Source organism: Acaryochloris sp. CCMEE 5410 (genome assembly GCF_000238775.2).
Classification (GTDB): Bacteria; Cyanobacteriota; Cyanobacteriia; order Thermosynechococcales; family Thermosynechococcaceae; genus Acaryochloris.
The window spans coordinates 253,642-271,772 of record NZ_AFEJ02000006.1 but is presented as its reverse complement, the minus strand read 5'-3'; the positions used below and the strand labels follow the sequence as shown (position 1 = coordinate 271,772).

At 45.5% G+C, this 18,131-nt stretch carries 24 protein-coding genes and 1 pseudogene; 8 read left to right on the top strand and 17 right to left on the bottom strand.

Annotation, left to right across the window (positions count from 1 at the left end; translation table 11 throughout):
* Positions 1-4: 4 nt before the first annotated feature.
* From ON05_RS36170 to ON05_RS36150, 5 genes are all read left to right on the top strand, one after another.
* Positions 5-397 (top strand): hypothetical protein, encoded by a 393-nt coding sequence (locus tag ON05_RS36170; protein ID WP_262562677.1) that lies wholly within the window; start codon positions 5-7, stop codon positions 395-397.
* Between the two features lie 2 nt (positions 398-399).
* Positions 400-1,326, top strand: coding sequence for a hypothetical protein (locus ON05_RS36165; protein WP_262562676.1), 927 nt, complete (start codon positions 400-402; stop codon positions 1,324-1,326).
* A 116-nt stretch (positions 1,327-1,442) separates the two neighbouring features.
* Positions 1,443-3,122, top strand: coding sequence for a hypothetical protein (locus tag ON05_RS36160; protein WP_010481626.1), 1,680 nt, complete (start codon positions 1,443-1,445; stop codon positions 3,120-3,122).
* Between the two features lie 54 nt (positions 3,123-3,176).
* Entirely contained in the window at positions 3,177-3,749 is a 573-nt protein-coding gene (locus ON05_RS36155) for a pentapeptide repeat-containing protein (protein ID WP_262562675.1), read from the top strand.
* 94 nt (positions 3,750-3,843) lie between these two features.
* Positions 3,844-5,367, top strand: coding sequence for a hypothetical protein (locus ON05_RS36150; protein ID WP_010481623.1), 1,524 nt, complete (start codon positions 3,844-3,846; stop codon positions 5,365-5,367).
* Positions 5,368-5,570: 203 nt separating this feature from the next.
* Here the strand turns inward: ON05_RS36150 and ON05_RS36145 are convergent, their stop codons facing one another.
* The 4 genes and pseudogenes from ON05_RS36145 to ON05_RS36130 all read right to left on the bottom strand — a co-directional run bounded on the left by ON05_RS36145 (position 5,571) and on the right by ON05_RS36130 (position 8,452).
* A complete protein-coding gene (locus ON05_RS36145) occupies positions 5,571-5,750 on the bottom strand; it encodes a hypothetical protein (protein WP_010481621.1) in 180 nt (59 codons plus the stop codon).
* A 220-nt stretch (positions 5,751-5,970) separates the two neighbouring features.
* Positions 5,971-7,211 (bottom strand): annotated as a pseudogene (locus tag ON05_RS36140) (ISAs1 family transposase).
* A gap of 111 nt (positions 7,212-7,322) precedes the next feature.
* Positions 7,323-8,147 carry an RNA polymerase sigma factor RpoD/SigA gene (locus ON05_RS36135; RefSeq protein WP_262562674.1) on the bottom strand — a complete coding sequence of 275 codons (825 nt, stop codon included), beginning with the start codon at positions 8,145-8,147 and terminating at the stop codon, positions 7,323-7,325.
* 176 nt (positions 8,148-8,323) lie between these two features.
* Positions 8,324-8,452, bottom strand: a complete 129-nt coding sequence (locus ON05_RS36130; RefSeq protein ID WP_396151064.1) for an HU family DNA-binding protein — start codon at positions 8,450-8,452, stop codon at positions 8,324-8,326.
* A 115-nt stretch (positions 8,453-8,567) separates the two neighbouring features.
* On the opposite strand from ON05_RS36130, the gene ON05_RS36125 reads away from it, so the two are divergent.
* Positions 8,568-8,828 (top strand): hypothetical protein, encoded by a 261-nt coding sequence (locus ON05_RS36125; protein ID WP_039782258.1) that lies wholly within the window; start codon positions 8,568-8,570, stop codon positions 8,826-8,828.
* A gap of 182 nt (positions 8,829-9,010) precedes the next feature.
* Positions 9,011-9,340 (top strand): hypothetical protein, encoded by a 330-nt coding sequence (locus ON05_RS36120; RefSeq protein ID WP_010481654.1) that lies wholly within the window; start codon positions 9,011-9,013, stop codon positions 9,338-9,340.
* A gap of 273 nt (positions 9,341-9,613) precedes the next feature.
* On the opposite strand, the gene ON05_RS36115 is transcribed toward ON05_RS36120, so the two are convergent.
* The 8 genes from ON05_RS36115 to ON05_RS36080 form a co-directional block, all read right to left on the bottom strand.
* The gene (locus tag ON05_RS36115; protein WP_010481656.1) at positions 9,614-9,982 is read right to left on the bottom strand and encodes a PadR family transcriptional regulator; all 369 of its coding nucleotides are present in this window, start codon (positions 9,980-9,982) and stop codon (positions 9,614-9,616) included.
* A gap of 154 nt (positions 9,983-10,136) precedes the next feature.
* Complete coding sequence (locus tag ON05_RS36110; RefSeq protein WP_236619189.1) at positions 10,137-10,499, bottom strand: hypothetical protein; 363 nt, start codon at positions 10,497-10,499, stop codon at positions 10,137-10,139.
* A 113-nt stretch (positions 10,500-10,612) separates the two neighbouring features.
* Positions 10,613-11,107 carry a hypothetical protein gene (locus ON05_RS36105; RefSeq protein ID WP_010481660.1) on the bottom strand — a complete coding sequence of 165 codons (495 nt, stop codon included), beginning with the start codon at positions 11,105-11,107 and terminating at the stop codon, positions 10,613-10,615.
* Between the two features lie 71 nt (positions 11,108-11,178).
* Positions 11,179-11,577: a DUF4259 domain-containing protein gene (locus ON05_RS36100; protein WP_010481662.1), complete on the bottom strand. Its 399-nt coding sequence runs from the start codon at positions 11,575-11,577 to the stop codon at positions 11,179-11,181.
* Positions 11,578-11,983: 406 nt separating this feature from the next.
* The gene (locus tag ON05_RS36095) at positions 11,984-12,145 is read right to left on the bottom strand and encodes a YqaE/Pmp3 family membrane protein (RefSeq protein WP_010481664.1); all 162 of its coding nucleotides are present in this window, start codon (positions 12,143-12,145) and stop codon (positions 11,984-11,986) included.
* 611 nt (positions 12,146-12,756) lie between these two features.
* A complete protein-coding gene (locus ON05_RS36090; RefSeq protein WP_010481667.1) occupies positions 12,757-13,170 on the bottom strand; it encodes a hypothetical protein in 414 nt (137 codons plus the stop codon).
* Between the two features lie 299 nt (positions 13,171-13,469).
* Positions 13,470-14,795, bottom strand: coding sequence for a diguanylate cyclase domain-containing protein (locus ON05_RS36085; RefSeq protein WP_010481668.1), 1,326 nt, complete (start codon positions 14,793-14,795; stop codon positions 13,470-13,472).
* A gap of 151 nt (positions 14,796-14,946) precedes the next feature.
* Positions 14,947-15,354: a hypothetical protein gene (locus ON05_RS36080; RefSeq protein WP_010481671.1), complete on the bottom strand. Its 408-nt coding sequence runs from the start codon at positions 15,352-15,354 to the stop codon at positions 14,947-14,949.
* Between the two features lie 252 nt (positions 15,355-15,606).
* On the opposite strand from ON05_RS36080, the gene ON05_RS38935 reads away from it, so the two are divergent.
* Complete coding sequence (locus ON05_RS38935) at positions 15,607-15,717, top strand: pentapeptide repeat-containing protein (protein ID WP_236619190.1); 111 nt, start codon at positions 15,607-15,609, stop codon at positions 15,715-15,717.
* Positions 15,718-16,010: 293 nt separating this feature from the next.
* Here ON05_RS38935 and ON05_RS36070 read toward each other — a convergent pair whose 3' ends face one another.
* The 5 genes from ON05_RS36070 to ON05_RS36060 form a co-directional block, all read right to left on the bottom strand.
* Positions 16,011-16,361, bottom strand: a complete 351-nt coding sequence (locus ON05_RS36070) for a hypothetical protein (RefSeq protein ID WP_029315845.1) — start codon at positions 16,359-16,361, stop codon at positions 16,011-16,013.
* 175 nt (positions 16,362-16,536) lie between these two features.
* Entirely contained in the window at positions 16,537-16,812 is a 276-nt protein-coding gene (locus ON05_RS38265) for a sigma-70 family RNA polymerase sigma factor (protein WP_316964663.1), read from the bottom strand.
* A 40-nt stretch (positions 16,813-16,852) separates the two neighbouring features.
* Positions 16,853-16,996 (bottom strand): sigma-70 domain-containing protein, encoded by a 144-nt coding sequence (locus tag ON05_RS38260; RefSeq protein ID WP_316964662.1) that lies wholly within the window; start codon positions 16,994-16,996, stop codon positions 16,853-16,855.
* Positions 16,942-17,358 (bottom strand): sigma-70 family RNA polymerase sigma factor, encoded by a 417-nt coding sequence (locus ON05_RS38255; RefSeq protein WP_316964661.1) that lies wholly within the window; start codon positions 17,356-17,358, stop codon positions 16,942-16,944. The genes ON05_RS38260 and ON05_RS38255 overlap by 55 nt, the downstream gene beginning before the upstream one ends.
* A 182-nt stretch (positions 17,359-17,540) precedes the next feature.
* Positions 17,541-17,831 (bottom strand): HU family DNA-binding protein, encoded by a 291-nt coding sequence (locus ON05_RS36060; protein ID WP_255345121.1) that lies wholly within the window; start codon positions 17,829-17,831, stop codon positions 17,541-17,543.
* Positions 17,832-18,131 lie beyond the last annotated feature (300 nt).

The window sequence follows — 18,131 nt, the reverse complement described above, 5'->3', positions numbered from 1 at the left end:
CGAGATGGATTCTATGTTGCCTGGATGCGATGGTTTTCGACCGCTCATTGAGCATCCCAAATCCCAATACCAACCCCCAGAATTCACCCCAGCCACAACAAAAACGCCCTCCCATCACTTCCTGCTCTGGGAGAGCGCTAGATCGAATCGTTGCCTAAATTATAACGAGGTTACCCCAATGGAACGAACCTATTTTTTCGGCTACATCGAGCAAGCCTGGATTGACCACCAGACCGACTACGGTCAGCACCCAGACCCATGCACAGGGCTGCCATCAGACCAGATCCTAGACCGGGTTTCGTCCTGGCTGTCAGAGTTTAACCCGCTGATTGAGCCTGAGTCTCAGATAGCTGAGAGCATCCGGGTGGGCATTGTCCAGCGATTTTATGGGTGGTAGTTATGGCAAATACTCAAACCCAAAATGAATCTCCGGGCTGGAAGTGGGAGAGTGTTGCAATTGCATGTTTTATTGTCATCGCCATCTCAACCTTTGTAGGACTCATCGCTCTACCTAAAAAGGAAGGAGAAAAGCTTTCATTGTCTTTTTGGGCGCTTACAATTCCATTTACGATATCTTTCGCTGTCGTTGGGTGTTGGTTGTCGGAACCTCGCGAAGGTTGCTCTGATCAAGATAAAAAGCCCGACAGCCTCGCCGGGAATTCTGAAGCTAGACGAGGGACCAGAGCTGATGATCCGCAAGTGCATACCCATGTCGTCCTAAATCCTGAATTGGATGAAAAGCTTGCCAGTATCGAAAAAGAGATGGCAGAGATAGTGCAACGATTGGGAGCAATGGGTGAGGTGGCATCTAGACGTGCCAGGGTGAACACAGCCCCAGCTTCATTAGGCGAACGAGAGCGACAAGCAAGATGGAATTTGATGGCGATGCTCTCGGACTTGGGAGTGGATGGCAGTATATTGACGCCATTGTTGAGGGCAGTTGAAATTTGCTCAGATGAACATCTATGGGAACATCCTGCCAAGTATGGGACGTTCTACACCGACACAGAGCGGTTTTACCGTGAGGAGAAGATTTGGCCGATCATCCGGGACGGTCAAATTGAATGGGGAATGCGCCCTGATCTTGATGAACCAGATGAATCACTTTTGGGCTATGAGGATGAAGAAGATGAGCCGAGTGTGGAGCAAACTCTTTTCCGTTCTTTTAATTGCTGTATTCGGTGTAAGTACATAATCGAGCGTCCCTGCGCTTGTGCGGTTGTCCCCTTTGGTTGCACAGGCGATCCATCTGAACAGTGCCGGGAATTTGTGAGCCAGGACAGCGATGTTCATGTTCATATGCCTGAGTTGAATCCTGCTGTTTAATTTTTTGTTTTCTCTCTGAAATTTGTATTGCCTAGGCACTTCAAATTCTGCACAGAACTTGTAATGCCTAGGCAAATTATCCACTTCATACCTATTAATCAATGGAGGAAATAGCGATGCAAACCGCAGTTACTCCCGTGGGTAACCCCGTTTACTGGATTACCTTTGGCCCTCGCATTAATAAGCCAACAGAAACAAACATTAAATTTCCTGGCACTAAGCTTGATTTAGTTGAATCCATTTTGCACATCCTTTCAATCCACTGGGACGCATGGGAATACGGACGTAATGCAATTCAAGACTTCCCAAATCTAGAAGAAGCCATATTTTCAAAGCATGTTTGCTACCTATTGCAGAAATATTATGGTGCAACGCATCAGCCAAATGTGGACCCAGAAATAGAACTTGACGAGATTGATCTGTACGACGTTTGGAACTGGAAGCATCTGTTTTTCTCAGATGAAGAGACCCACACCGACCTTGCAGATTGCCTGTTAAACCCTGAATTAATGGCAGGTATTAACCACCGACGGTATAAGCCAGGTTTGACCCTTGAGGTTCATGCCATGACGCTTCAAGGATTTGAGGATTACGAAAGATACATCAACACTCCAAAAGTATCCTTGGTTGCGAACCCAAGTAATGGAAGTTCTGATATTCACAATATTTATGAGCAAGCTATCGAGTTTTTTGAGGCTGGCACTGATGAGCCTGAGAGCTTCTGCATTACCCAGCGAGTATTTGGCCGACCATTTGAGGACATCCCGACGATAGACATAGAGCAGCTGGGAAATCGTATCACGATTAATCAACTCATCGGTGGTAATGATTGGAAACGGGTATATGCATCCCATCGCTTTTCCGATAGAGGCTGGGTTTTCGACCCAGTAATAAACTTAAGTCTGAATAGCTTGAATAGAGTCCTCAGTATCCTGAGCGGAAAGGTAAATCTAGCCACGGGTGCTGACATACCTTTGATTGAGGAAGTGGCTACAGAAAAAGTGATTAAGGTGCCTCCCAATCCAAGTATTTTCTGGATCACCCATGAGGCCAGTTATCTGAAAAGCAAGATGACTTGCGTTCGACATCCAACCAGAACCCATACCCAAGCAAAGCTTGATGCCTACTACATAATCTATGAAGGCTATGATCATTACGAGATTAATGATATCGAACCACTGCCAGAATCGGTGTGTCACCTACTGGTCAAATTCTTTGGCTATGAGATTTGTGAGTACGATGATTCAGCGATAGAGATAGACCTTCTCTACATTTGGCAAGGGCCAAGAGATCCTGATATTAAGGTAGGCAATAAGAGCTGGTATCTGTGGCTGAATCTGTCCCGATTCCGTTGGGGGTTTTATCCCGAATTGATGGCAATCATGGAAGGTCGCCTCAACGTCAATACACTGCCTCAATACCCTTGGAATTCTCAGCACGAGTCAGTCACTGGCTGGGATTGTGGTGAGTACGTCATTGAAGTAGCGTTTAATTTGTTCAACAGCCAGTCAGAGGCTGAAGAGTTTGGGGAGTCTTGCTACGCCCTTGCTCCCTATGAGGAATATTGCAACCTTCTCAAGCTCCGCTACATCGATCCATGCGGTGATGAAGAGCGAACCCCTATCCGCAAGGATGACGTTGAGGTATTTCTCCGTTCATCCGTTTTTGATATCAGGTCTGGAGATCTGCGTGATCGCGATGAATGGGAGCTTGTCTCACTAGATGTATGGGATACCCCTAGTCTAGTGATTGGCGCTCAACTTTATTGTCAAGGTCGGGAAATCAAAGGAGCTTGAATCATGAAAACTAATCACACCAGCACCCAACACCCCCAGCAAATAGACAAGGTTTTGCTGCCCCATGAAGCTGCAGAATTCCTGAGAGTCACTGAAGACGAGTTAATGAACGGAGTCTGTCGAGGTAGCTTGCCAGGTGTTTGTATTGATGGGAAGTGGCGCTTCAGCGAACGCGAATTGAGCAAATTTTGTAGTCAGTATGATAGTGTCCTTCTGGGCACATCATGGGATGCAGGTAAGCGGAACCCGTATTCATTTGAGGATGCAATAGAGAATAAGTCGGGGAAAGTTATCGAAGCATACGATGCAGGGGAAAGATATTTTCCTTCATTGGGTATTAAGGGTGGAAGATTTGAGGGCTTAGATTTAAGAGAGATTGATTTCTGGCAATCTGAATTGAGAGGAGCTGATTTTACTGGGGCAACTCTTAAAGGAGCTATCTTTGTTCTTGCAAACCTTGAACATGCAGTATTTAGAAATGCAGATTTAACCCAGGCCAATTTCGAACGAGCCTGGGTTGATCATGCTGATTTTAGTGGAGCTATTCTAAATCGAGCGTTATTTGCGGTTAGTTCAATGCGGGGAGTCAAGCTGGATGGGGCAAAGATAAATTTAGTTGAGTTCTAAGGCAAGGTTTATATTGCTGGCAGGGCAAAAAGTGTATTGGTACATTAGATCTTATTGAGAGATTTAATTTCCAAGTTGGCTTTCTGGAGTTTAAATGCACTATGCCAAGCTTTATATACCTCCTGAAAAAGAAGGAGATGAAGGAGAATGGGAGTATTTGGATGCGTCTAGTCTCAAGCAGAGAGTTACTAATCCGCATGACCCATTGACCCAAGAAGATGTGCATGATCAAAGCAATCAATATCAGTGTCGATATTGCTCTGCGAAGGTCTGGCCCCGTGCGATAGGTGAAACAACAATTAGAGACGATACACCAATTCAGAGATCGCCTTGTTTTTATAGTTTAGAAGAGCATGATCCGGCCATATGTGATGAAGGTAACGGGCCGAAGGGTTCTTCAGGTGTCTCTAGACCTTTAGGTAATGAAGTCACTTTGAAGGGGTATCCAAATAAGCTTACATTTGATTGGTTGAATCCTAAAGACCGAGAGAGAGCGGCATCTAGATCTTTGGGTGAAGTAAAAGGAGCAAGAGCAATAGTCCGTAATTGGTCTACTGACCTTATTGCTCCGCTAGTGACCCATTTCTTAAACCCCTTGAGCAAGGGTCAGGATTTACATATTCCAGTCATTGAAGATGTTCGAGGGTACGACTCTATTTTTCGGCAAATCAAATTTTCTCGTCCTGGGATGCTGAGTCCTTTGCGCATTTACTTTGGGCAATTTGTTTATAAGGATTACTCGTATAACAACAAAGCTTTCACGCTCCACTTAACAGATGGCCGTTTTGATCAGCCAAGTCTTGGTCGATATGTTCCAAAAAAGCTGTCAAAAATAATTATCCAAATTGATGATACCTGGCGTCAAAAAGATATAGAAGTGCTTCAAAATGACCTTGAAAAATTAGAGAGAGAAGCTGATAGGGCAAGAAAGAGCACCAAGCCTGGAATGACGAAGCCCTCACCCTATATATTTTTCCTGGGCCAAAGTAAAAATGATGAAAATACAGAATTTTCCTTAAAGCACAATAATTGGAGATTGATTGATCTGCGTCTTATTACTCAAGAGGATGAATCGCTATTTCGTGAAAGGTATATAGAGATTCCTTCTAGTGACTTGCCTGCGAGCCCTGGGCCAGAATCAACTGCCCCAAGCGTTTTAGTCTCCCCCGAACCGGAGGTGTTTCCAGCAGAAGAACCTGAACCTAAAACAGAGAATTCTGAATTCATTGATATACCAGAGGAAGATGAGCCTCAAGAAAATGAGGACCCTGAAATAAGCCAAGAACATCCACATGAAGATGAAGAATCTCAGGAAGGCGCAATTACTGGCGTAAGCCAACCTGATTCTGACTCAGATTTGCCAGTAGAATTTCCACCTTCTTCAGGAATACCGCCAAATGATTTACCGCAGCCAGCAACAGAAACTCCTGGAGTACCTGAAGGTGAAGTATCTCAACAAGATGAGGTGGCTGATGTAACTCACGAGAAATCGCTTTTTAAAAAGCTTCAGAGCCCACTTATTTTTCTAGCAGTACTTATTGGTTTAATAGTTGTAGCTAAAAATGTCATCGTGGAAGAAAATATCCGAGATAGTCAGCCTACTGAAGAGGTCCAATAGACCCATCCCTCCACCCACACTCTGCACACTCCCAGTGGCTCCTCGGTAGTGTAGTCTCCCGGATCGGCCTCTCACAGTTTGGGCATCGTCCCGTGAAAATCGGATGCCAGTCCAGCAGTTCCATCTTCTGTTCTGTCGTCAGATGATTTGAGGGTGGGGCGATGGGGGTGCCGTTGTAGTAGGCTTCGTTAGGTGCCATTACGTTAGTTGTTTCTTTGTTGGTCACAAGCATCCCAAACTTCGGCCATTACCCGCACGGCTGCTTCTAGGGGTAAACGCTCCAATTTGCTCCTGTGATGAAACTTTAGACTGATTGCTAGCTGCATCTTTAAGGCAGCAATTTCTGGAGAAATATCTGATGCCTGACTGTTGAGATTCGTCATATAAACCACTAATGCGTCCAGAGGCTATTATTCCCCTCTCAGATGATTTCCATATCTTGCCCCACTGTTTTGGGTATGCCCAGCCCCCCAACTATCCCCAGATTTGATTGATAGATTTTGGGTTGAGGCTCGTTTGAAGTCTCTATTGCAGAATGTAATTGATGACTGGATTATATACCTCCTGGAGAAGCCGTGCTTTAGCAGGGTAAGCGCAAGAAAATTATGTCTCTGAAAGGCTAGACTGTAAAGGAATAGAAGCGCCTAGAACTTTGAGCATATACGCTTCATCCATGCTCGCCCGTTTTAGTTTTTGACGGGTACTTTTCTTAAAGGACGTTTCTTGATTCAGGAGGTTGATGCTCCAGCGCTTCAGGATGGCCATGTTTTCCGGCGCATGTCCTGTGCGGATACGGCTGGCATCTTCGCCAAAGGTCACATCTAAGACCCAGTGGAGTTGGTTCTCAATCGACCAATGCTGGCGGATGGCTTTGCCCAACTGCTGAGCAATGGGCGGTAGAGAACTGATGTAAAACATCACCTCATAGGTGGTTTTGTTCCACAAGTGGCGGGTCCGAGCGACCTTGACGATGCTTTGCAAGCCCTTCCACTGCGCCTGCTTGTACAGAGGACCCATTTGTTGAAGGGACACCGCCCAAACTTGTCGTTTCTCGCGACGATGGTGTCCGGCTTCCACCCGCACATCATAGCTGTACTCAATGCCCTTAAACTCATTCGCTTCCGCCGTTTCAAACCATTGCTCAACCTGCTCAAACAGCGTGGGATGATTCTCTTGAGGGCCAGTACATAGTCTGCGCCTTTGGCCTGAATGCGACAGGCAATCTCGTGCTGAGTCCCCATCGCATCAATGGTGATAATGCACCCGGCAATGTCTAACAGCTCTAAGAGGGCTGGGATCGCCGTAATTTCATTGCTCTTGTCCTCGACTTTGACTTGTCCCAGAAATAACCGATATTCACTGGCCCAAGCACTGACCAGATGCAAGGCGGATTGGTCTTGATTGCGGTCATAGGAGCCCCTGAGTTGTTTGCCATCAATCGGGATCACTTGAGCACCGAGGGTCGTCACGACCTGATCCAACCAGTGATTGAAACTCTGCTCAAAGGCGGTGGGGCAAATACGCTCAAACACCCGTCGATAGGTGTCTGCTGTCGGTATTCCGGACGGTAGGCTCAGAAAACTCGACAACCAATCCTGATGGCTCAGACCATAGGTTTCAATATCTTCCCACCCCTGTGCGCCACCTAAACTTGCCAATAGTCCAATCACGACGATGCTGACAAACGGATGCTGGACACCTTGGCCTCCCCGTGGATCAGTCAACTCCTCAAAACACTCGGTCAGTTGTTGATAAGCCTGATCGCAATCCGTGGTTGGCAGTAGTGACGAGGATGAGTCAGTGGAAGCTGGTGAGGAAGGAGGCTTGCTGAATCCTGTAGCCATGGGGAAACCCTTTTAACAGAATGGAGTTCCATAGCATATTACAGCTTTATTTTTCTTGCGCTGCCCCTGCGTGCTTTAGGAGGTTCTCTGTTGGCTTGGTTCTGGCAATAGCTAGGCAGTCTTGGCCTTTGTAGCTTGGTCACTGTTTTTCTGTAATTTCTTAATGGCTTTATTGACGATTTGACGAATCCGTTCCTGGCTAACGCCAAGCTGTTGACCAATTTCATTCAATGTCTTAGGTTTGCCATCATCCAGTCCGTATCTCTGGATGATGATCAGGCGTTCACGTTCATTCAGCATGGCTAGATAGCCTGATACTTCCTCAGTCTGGAGCAACTGCTCTAGGTAGGGTTGAGGTGGATTCTCCCCCTGAATCAGCTCAACCAAAGTTGAATCTTGCGCTTGCCCCACTCGTTGGTCTAAAGAATTCACCGCTTGTGGGATCTGCATATACTGTTGGAGTTGAGCTAAATCCATCTCCATAGCCTGGGCAATTTCAGCCAGCGTGGGGTCACGCCCTAGTGTTTGGGAGAGCTGCCGTTGAGTCCGCTTGATTTGGTTGCCAATTTGCCATAGATAAACAGGAAGACGAATGACTCGACCTGAGTTTTGGATCGAACGAGTGATAGCCTGACGAATCCACCAATAGGCATAGGTACTAAAGCGGTTCCCCTGCTCTGATTCATACTTGTCAACAGCTCTACTCAATCCGATGCTGCCTTCTTGGATCAAGTCCATGAATGGCAAGCCGCGATTCTGATGCTTTTTCGCAATGGAGACGACCAGGCGCAGGTTGCACTCGATCATCCGTTGTTTGGCCCGAAGGTTTCCAGCTTTAGCTTGCCGTGACAGTTCAATTTCTTCTTCGTGGGATAGAAGGGGATAGCGTCCGATTTCTTTGAGATAAGCGCCAGTGCTGTCTGTATGAGTGGTCATAAACCAATCCTGCAAACATCGTTGGTAGAGGAATACCTCGAAATGCCAGAAATGGGAATGGTCTTGTGTTATTTCTTAAGGTTATGAGGGGCATAAAGAAGCTGGCAGAATTATAGAAATATCCGCCAGCTTTAATGTAGGAATGAGGTTAAATATTTAGCGATATTTCCAGTTTATCAGTCTTTTACTTGCTCCTTTAAGACCTTACCTGCACTAATTACAGGTGCTTTTGTCACTGGGATTGTGAGCTTTTTCCCTGTCTGCGGATTGCACCCATTTCTAGCCTTGCGGTCCCTGACCTCAATTTGTAGACAACTTATTAGGCATAGGGAATAGGTTTAGGGCTATCTCCCTTATCTGTGAGTAAAATTATTTGGCATCAGTCATAATGCAAGTGGGTTGTTGGTTTTTGGGGGACTTATGAATACAAGTAGAGAGATGACGCATAATGATGAAGTCTTAGCTCTCCGCCAGCAACTGGTAAGCAGCCTCAAATTCCATCATTGTGAAACCCTTCAGAAAATTCCACTAGAATCCGCAGTTAGAGCTATGACTGCGGCTTGGGATACTTGTCATCCACAAGATTTGCCGCCGTATTGCAGTGGTACTTCAACAGCCATTGTTACCCGCGAGCAAGCTGCTAAGTCCATCCGGGAAAGCAAATACTTCTCAGGTAGTTAGCCATAAATCATAGTTGCTCTCTTTTAGTAGGGGGTTAATGCATTGTATGCAAGTAATAGATTGATATGCTTAGACGAGAGAATAATTCAGTATAGTTTTATACAATTTTAATAAGGGTTTCATCGATTTAATCCCATAATTGATGCAGATAATAATTTCATGGCAATCAGTAGGTGAGTACGATGAGTAAAAAAGGTTTGTGTCAAACCGCTTTAATTTGTGGTTCTTTAGTCAGTATGTCTGCTTTGCTAAGCACCACTTCTGCTCACGCAGGAACACTCGTTACGTGTGGTCCTAATGGTGCTGCGTCCATTGTGAAAATTGTTCCAGCCGGGTGTCGCCATTTGGCCGCAACGTCTGCACCTAATAGCTCTCCCGATAACCCTGTAGAAGAATCTCGTTTAGGGTTTGTCTTTAGAGCATTTGTACCTGAAGCTCAAGAGACTCACCCTGTTGCTGTTGAGCAAGAGATAAGTAATACAAAGAACGTTGCTACGCTTCAACAGCGTTAATCTCGCCCGCATATCTTCTTTAGGATCATTGGTTCAACCTGGAGTTCGTTTCCAGTGCTGAGCCAATGATCTGACCTTGTTCTGAAAGCTCATACCATTTGCTAGTGAATCAATGCAGAGCAATAGTTACACCGAGATATCCCTGCAGACTAGCCAGCCAAGGGAATACCTTTGCTGGGACCGTGAGTGCTAGGCATCTGAAAATATCTCCCCAGTTCAATCATCTAAGTTGATGCTAGCAGCCCTGTTTGAGCAAATTATCTCAGAGATGGTTTAGCTGGGTTTGGCGGTGGCTGGCTTATCATCTGCTAGATACTGGTGCCATAATTGGGCCAAGCGCTTAGCTTCATCTAGCTTTTCGAGTCTGACTGAAAACATCCGTTTCGGTCTGCCTTTAGAGGGTGCATTTTGCCAATAGGACTGTATCATGCCTTCGTCAGTTAGAAATTCCAGGGCACTGTATAGGACGGTATCTGAAAGTCGATAAGGTGGATGTTCAGCTTTGATGTGTTGAATTAAAGCTGTACCGTAGGATTCGCCATTATCAATCAGAATGGCAAGAATATAGCAGACCGCGACTTCCTTCCCCAGGTAAACCGGGGGCGGACTCTGGAAGTAATGATAGACATCCTGTAATTTCATCTTATTGTCCCTTTGACTTTACAGACCTAAATGACTCCGTCTTGCAAGCTGTAAATGCTCTGGAATATCAGTAGATCAAAAGCTCAATCATGAGGATGCATCCACGAAATGGGTCCCATCCGGTCTACCTTGGACAAAATTCGAGATTAAAAAATTACTCTCCCCAGTAAGTTAGCTTCTCTGTATATATATCCTCATTATCGCTGAGTATCAGTTGGTAATCTCCTACAAAGTTTTGGTGGGGCATCCCTAGTTCATACATAGAATTATTAGTGTTTACATACATGCGGCCACCGTTACAGAAGTATCCCTGAATAGGAGACGTTCTTAATTGTGTACCTGATGGATACTTAGGATGATTATGGATTTGCCCGCGAATTACCACGTGGTTCCCGGCATCCATGCAAATCCAAGATTCAATAATAGCTTGGCAGAGTGAAGGGGTATTAGGAGTCGTTAGGGAAGATTGAGCATTCTGTAAAAAATAGTCGGTGATTTCATCAGCAGTTATGGCCACGGGGTTCTCACAACGAAGGTTACGATACTCAAGGTGCCCATGAAAACTGAGTTCAGTATATGTGAGTGCATCTAGAGCAATATTGGGACAAGAATGCACCCTACACTCCAGCCTTACCATCGGGTTAGATACTCAGAATTATCTGTAGGATGAATAAACTTCCTCGCCGGTGCTTTCCAAACAGAGTGAAACCGCTTCAGACTCTCTTTGGTGAAATTGATCTTGTCATCTGCCAGTATCAATTCACCGTTGCTCAAGGTTGACCCCGCAGCCCAGAGAAGGCCAATGAACTCATCGCGCTCCGCAATGACGGGAGCAACTTCACCCAAGTCGCCATTGATATACATCTTAGCAATCCACTTCACGGTGTCAGGGTGTTTACGCATCAAGGCCCGGAAGTAAAGAGAAAGCAAGGGCTGTGGATCATCGAGTCCAAAAATGGCGTTACAGATGCAGGTTGAGGTGGTTAACATCCAGGTTGCAATCTTACGCGGATCGGTGGTGCGATCACGGGCCATCTCTAAAACGAGATTAACCATGTTTTCTCTAAAGGAAGTGCCCAGACGAGTCTCTAAGTTTTTCCAGACAGCAAGGGTATTTGGGTCCATTGAAGGTTTAGCTTTGCAATCCTTTTATATTGAATACCCAAATAAACCGAAAAGTCTTCTGAGGGTTTCACTCAGTATGGCAGCCTAGACAGTAATTCTTCCATCGCCCCCTGCCATTCTTCCAATCCACCTGAGTCCTTCCACAGTTCCTTGAGTTCTGACTCGGCTAGAATTACCTCAATTGCTTGTCGAGCTTGGGCAATTCTCGTTGCTGAGGGGGCTGGATGACCCTCCACCCATACCTCAATTTCTTCAGGGCAGTCTTCATGGGGATGACCTAGCTGTGCAGCAACGACCTCCGCAGCGGCGATGGCGTTGGAGCAGTCCGGGGCTTCCAGGTAATCACCCGCCTGATCGATGACGGTATTGAGAGCATCAACAATCGGGCTATCGTCAGCGTAGCCTTCTAGATCTGCCACCCAGTCCATTGCATCGTCGTTATCGAAACTGCCTGATCCTGATGCACCCATTGTCATACCCCCTGTTTGAGTTCAGGGATAATTTACCTTGAGGATAGAGGATAAGCCAAGGGATATAGAGGTGAGACTACATTCTCCTTATCCCTACACTTCTAACCCTTCCCGGTACAAGCCCCCTCCAAAGTCTTCACCTAGGAACTTCCTGAGCCTGGGCTGTCTTGGGGGTGGAGCTTTGAGGGGCTAGAGTTTTTGCTGTTGCTGAGGTGTTGGTTTGGTATTGTTGTTTGTGATGGCCGAAGGCCGGTTGTAGACCATCGCAATCCCGATACCAGGCTGTAAATCAAACCCAGGGGCCTAGTTCTGTAAACGAAAGAAAGCATCACAGGTCTTAGCTTTGAGCGCTTTCTAGCCTCTATCTGCAAGGGAAAAGTTTCACTTACAGAAGCTTACTATGGGTCTATTTTCTGGCAATTACCCACACGGCATGGACTATCCCCAAGATGTAGAAACCAAAAATGGTTAGCAGCACGTTTATCCAGAAATCAGCTCCAAGCCCCACCTTAAGAAAAACACCAAGCGGTGGCAGTAAAATCGCACAGATGATCCGAATGATGTCCATATTGTTTTGCCCCTACTTTTTAACAAGGATGTTCTGATTCTCTGTACCTTCAAGGATAAATCTTTGCGATCGGGAAAAACTCTCGGGGCTTATGTATTGCAAGGAATTCCCGTAGATCCGTTGATGAACAGGAATGATGGATCAACTGTGCGCTCTCATCCTCGGTATCGTTACTGCGATCGCAATCCCGATACCAGATTATAGGCCGACTCCCTTGTCCTTGCCCCTTTCACTTACAGACAGATTGAGTACATCAGAGAAAAGCACTTGAACCCTTTTTGTAGACTGAATTGCCATTTTTGTGGTTTTACTCCTCTGCCCAAATACCGGAATTTCGGTGATTGATTTTGGTGGTATCGAGGTAGCGATGTTTGCATAAAAGACTGCCAAAACCCCCTAAATGTAGCAAGATTTATCTCTACAAAATAAAATTGATGATCATAAAAAAGAAAAGAGTAAACCAGAGAATACCGATAATGACATAGATGGTGTTGTTCATGACGGAACCTCCTAAATAGCCATCGCTAATCATGGGCTAAGTACACATCAATAAGTCACTGAAGCAACTGAGACGATTCTGCTTCAGACTTTCCCTGAAAACCTTATTTCGATCATAGCTTTTGGGGCTGGGTAACTCGAAGGTCAATCTCGCGGATCCAGACATTACTGAATTCTTCAAACCCAGATCCAGGTGTCATGTCAGGAATAATGCTACCTGCTCTTTGGGCAGTAAATGCCTTTCGCCAAAACTCCCAATCTTTTTGGGAGGGGGAATGAATATCATCACAATACACCGACCAGCTTTTTTGCTGAACCTTTGAACGCTGGATAAGGAGTCCTGTTACTTGTATTTGAATCAGGTTCTCATCGATCAAGTCTTGGATGAATGCAGGATGTTGACTCGGGGGGTCATCCCGGCCTATTACAGGAAATTCATACGAAAGTTTAATTATTTGATTGGGATGTTTGATAGCGATTCTAAGCAGCTCCAACTGATGTGGCTTCAGTGATGGGATGCAAGTCATGGCTTCAGTCCAGGGGTATTGATGCCTAAGATAAATGATGTGGAGAGAATTCTGTATCTACCTAGAAGCTGAGATATCTCAATGATTGTTTCAGAAATTTGTTGAAACTAGATTCGCAATCGCATCTTTGATACCACCATAACCGAACTCGCTCACACCACCACCCGAACCTCCACCGAGGGAGCTGCGGCCCTTCTGAATCGCCAGATGCAGGCACTAGAGGCTCCTAAGAGAATGCCGAGGTTTGTGGTTGTGTTGGGGAGATTTTTGATGTCTATTAATCAGTTCAGATGGCACTATTATGATGGCATCTCATTCCAAGAAATATAGCGATCTCGTCCTTGAGCTTTGGCTTGATAGAGTGCATTATCAGAAGTTTTAATCAGCTCTTGCGGGGAGTTGTTTCGACTAGGAATCATAGTTGCAATTCCCATGCTAAGAGTAACGTACGTTTGAGCTATAGAGGTACTGTGAGGGATCTGGAGTTGATGAATAGCGTTTCTAATGGCAGAAGCTATTTGGGTAGCCTCAACACTATTTACGTTAGGTAAAATGATTGCAAATTCCTCTCCACCGTAGCGAGCCGCAATCTCTCCAGAACGCCTGACACTGTTTTGCAAAACTTGGGCCACATGGCGCAAGCAATTATCTCCGAGCTGATGACCATAGGTATCGTTGTAGTTTTTGAAACAATCAACATCACAAAGAATGAGTGAGAATGGAGCTTGTTGGCGTTGAGATCTCTGCCACTCTTGCTCTAAGCATTGATCAAACTGGCGTCGGTTGACTAATTGGGTTAAACCATCAGTAGTGGCTAAGCGATTTAGGGCAGCAGTTCTTTTCGCAACTTTCTCTTCTAACTCTTGAGTTGTACTACGAAACCGCCCGATGACTAGAACTAATCCTGAAATAGCTAAAAAAATGATCGTAGCTAGTACGATATAAATCGTTTTTAGTCCATCTTGGGCAATCAACATGCTGTGATCGAGTGGTTGCGTAATTTCAACAATTCCCCGAACTTGACCGACTTTCCAGTCTTTTTTAGGGCTGCTTGGTAAAGTATTGTGGCAGACGACACAACTTGCTTCCATCCGAACAGCCTCGGTATAGCGAAATGAGAGAGTATTCCCCACTCGTTCTTTGCGGTGAAAAGAAGCTTCTGGATGCTTTTTAAGATAATTGAGAGCCGCGTGCTCAAATTGATCTTGGGGGCCACCAGTTGCTTGCCGATTGGGGAAGGGATAATCGCTATAGAGTCGGAATATTACTCCTTCTGATTGATTACTAAGTCGATCTCCAATTTCAATCGTAAAGGTAGCAGGATTAGGAATTCCACCACTAATGGAATGGTATTCAGGTATAGCTTCCACATCGTTAATGAGCTTCAATCGATCAACGACATTGCTGCTGTAGTATCGTCCAGTCTCATTTAAGGTCTTGATGACGACTTTTGAATAGTGCATTGCTTGGGAATCTACCAAGTTAATGGAGAGGTAGTATGTTCCGACAACCGCTACACTGAGTCCCAAGCCAAGCAAAATGACAAGGATAATAATCACTCGTTTATAGAGTAACTGATATAGTCCTTTAAGAAATTTTGATGTTTTTGCTTGAAACAGTTGCATAAAACATCTAAAACTACATTCTTGCTGTCTTAAAATTTTTCCCACAATGGAGGTCTAAATTATCATCATAATTAGTCCTACCTGAAAGTAAAACGAATCAAAGAATATATATGTTGATTCTGTAATAGTTCAACGAATATTTTCCTCTGACCTAGTCCTGGCTTAGAGCCTTCAGTTGTGTGTCTAAACTGGCTAGATAGCTGTCATTATTGAGCGTATCCGCAGACAAACGGTTAGTTTGAACAGCAGCTTGGGCAACCTCAATCGCAGAGATGCGTCCAGTTCGATAGTCTCGAATGAGTTGGTTCGCTGAAGGTACTCCTTCATTGGTAAACCAGCCTTGATAGGCCATGTACGCCAAGTTGAAGGGAGACAGTTGACGAGTGGCTTGAGGCTGAGAAGCCATCGCCACCTTAACAAGCTTGCTGGCACCATTGGGGCCTTGAGTCACGATTTGACGTTGGATCGGTGCTGCACTCGCAGTGGTGGAACTGAAGCCGATAGCTAGTGCGGCGAAACCCGCGAGTGTTTTTGGGGTTAAGGCTTTGGTGGTTTCCATTGGATCGTTCTCCATCTCAATATCCCTAATCTAGGTGGGGAGCCTGAGAAGCTAATGATGCTTATCTGTGCCAATCACAGAACCTTGCTGAGATATTCCGCAGAGTTCTCTGAGAAAGCTGAGAAAAATGTCATTGACAGTGATTCTGATCTGGAATTTCTTCTTATGAGGTTATTAATGCAAGCTCTCTTCCCAGTATCGCGCCTGGATCTGGCGGGTGTCCTGGTCCTGAGTTGGTTTTGATGAGCAGATCTGACGGATGCGGATTTCAGGGGTGCAAACCTCAAGCGCACAATATTCAGAGTTAGGAGCTGGAGAGGGGTGAACTTGGATGGGGCGCAGATCAGCCTTGCGAAGTTCTGAAGTTTTTTCGTTGGTTTCCACTCCCCCAACTATCCCCAAATTTGATTGATAGATTTTGAATAGCATTCCTTAAGACCCTGTTGATATCCATGAATACAGGGACACCCCTTGCAGCTACTGTTATGCTTTGAGGGGTTTCTTTTCGTACTAGACTTAGCGAAGGGCAGCAGGCATAAAAAACTGGCAGCTCGACTAAGATATCTGCCAGCAGAGTGTAACTAGGGTAAAAAATATTGACCTTATTACACAGTCTATCAGCCTTCAAGTTTTTCCCTCTCCGCTCTCGTTTGCCATCATGCAATTTCATGGATATTGGGCATCATTTGTTCTGGTATATAGATTCTGGGTGGCTTGATTGGCGCTTGCCAGGTTAAATCGAAAATAATGCTAATCAATACGCCATTAACCAGCGTTGAAAACAGCAATAGCCCCATTGTCATTTTGAATTTATGCTCTGCTTGGATGCAGCGATGATAGAGCTGTTCCGCTGTCTCGACCGCTTCTTTGTATAAGAGATGCTTCTCTAATAGCGTGCGGCTAGCTTGAGTAATTTTTTGCTGCAGATGAGCGATTGTGGCTTGATCCGGGTCTGTCGTCTGCTTCAACTGGCTATTCCTGTTGATGCTAGAAAGATGCTCTGTCATGGGTGCGCCTTCCAAGGTGTGTTTTGGCGTTTGGGATAAGATAGCACTTCAGACCCTATCGTGGTGTATCCCTGATACTGCTCTATTTGGAGGCTGTTGAGGGTGATACTATCTCTCTTCCTGAATCGTGTTCGCCCCGCTGAATTATCCAGAATTGCTCTTGTGCCTGGCCTAATCAAGCCGTCCTGATCTCTGTAGCTTGGTCACTGTTTTTCTGTAATTTCTTAATGGCTTTATTGACGATTTGACGAATCCGTTCCCGGCTAACCCCAAGCTGTTGACCAATCTCATCTAGTGTCTTAGGTTCGCCATCATCCAGTCCGTATCTCTGGATGACGATCAGGCGTTCACGTTCATTCAGCATGGATAGATAGCCTGATACTTCCTCAGTCTGGAGCAACTGCTCTAGGTAGGGTTGAGGTGGATTCTCCCCCTGAATCAGCTCAACCAAAGTTGAATCTTGCGCTTGCCCACTCGTTGGTCTAAAGAATTCACCGCTTGTGGATCTGCATATACTGTTGGAGTTGAGCTAAATCCATCTCCATAGCCTGGGCAATTTCAGCCAGCGTGGGGTCACGCCCTAGTGTTTGGGAGAGCTGCCGTTGAGTCCGCTTGATTGGTTGCCAATTTGCCATAGATAAACAGGAAGACGAATGACTCGACCTGAGTTTTGGATCGAACGAGTGATAGCCTGACGAATCCACCAATAGGCATAGGTACTAAAGCGGTTCCCCTGCTCTGATTCATACTTGTCAACAGCTCTACTCAGCCCGATGCTGCCTTCTTGGATTAAGTCCATGAATGGCAAGCCGCGATTCTGATGCTTTTTAGCAATGGAAACGACCAGGCGCAGGTTGCACTCGATCATCCGTTGTTTGGCTTGAAGGTTTCCAGCTTTGGATTGTCTAGCAAGTTGGATTTCTTCTTCGTGGGATAGAAGGGGGTGGCGTCCGATTTCTTTGAGATAAGCACCCGTGCTGTCTGTATGAGTGGTCATAAACCAATCCTGCAAACATCGTTGCTAGAGGAATACCCTGAAATGCCAGAGATGGGAATGGTCTTGTGTTATTTCTTAAGAAACTGAGGGGAAGCAATAATACCCAAAAAGAGCTAGCAGAATCACAAGGAGATCTGCTAGCTAGATGGTAGAAAATAGAGTAAGTGATATGCTCCAGTTTATCAGCCTTTAACCTTCTCCTTGAAGACCTTGACCGCACTGAAAATAGGTGCTTTGGTCGCCGGGATTTTAAGCTTCTTTCCCGTCCTTGGGTTGCGCCCGTCTCTGGCTTTACGGTCTCTCGCTTCGAAGCTACCAAAGCCCACTAGAATAACCTTTTCGCCAGCGCTAACGGTCTCCATAATGGTTTCTGTTAGTGCTGTGAGGATAGTGTCGGCCTGCTTCTTTGTGACCCCAGCATTATCAGCAATCACATCGACTAATTCACCTTTGTTCATCGTCTTCCCCTCAATGTGCTTGTGGGCATTGTATAGCAAGAATTGCAGTTGGGTTTATTGGGGGAACCTGAGCAATATCAATGGGTCTGAATACCTGACGATAACCCCCTCTGTTTTGCCATGTAGTGAGCTTACAAAAGCTTTTACAACTCCCCAGTATTGTTTAGTGCAGGGGAGTTTTTTATGTTGAAACTCATAACGATCCCCTAATTCTGTTTAACTGCGTGTTTTCTCTAACGTATTTCGCGGTTCTTAGCAATAACACTCATGATATTTTCAAGCATGTCAGATAATAAACTCACTACTATCCACCCT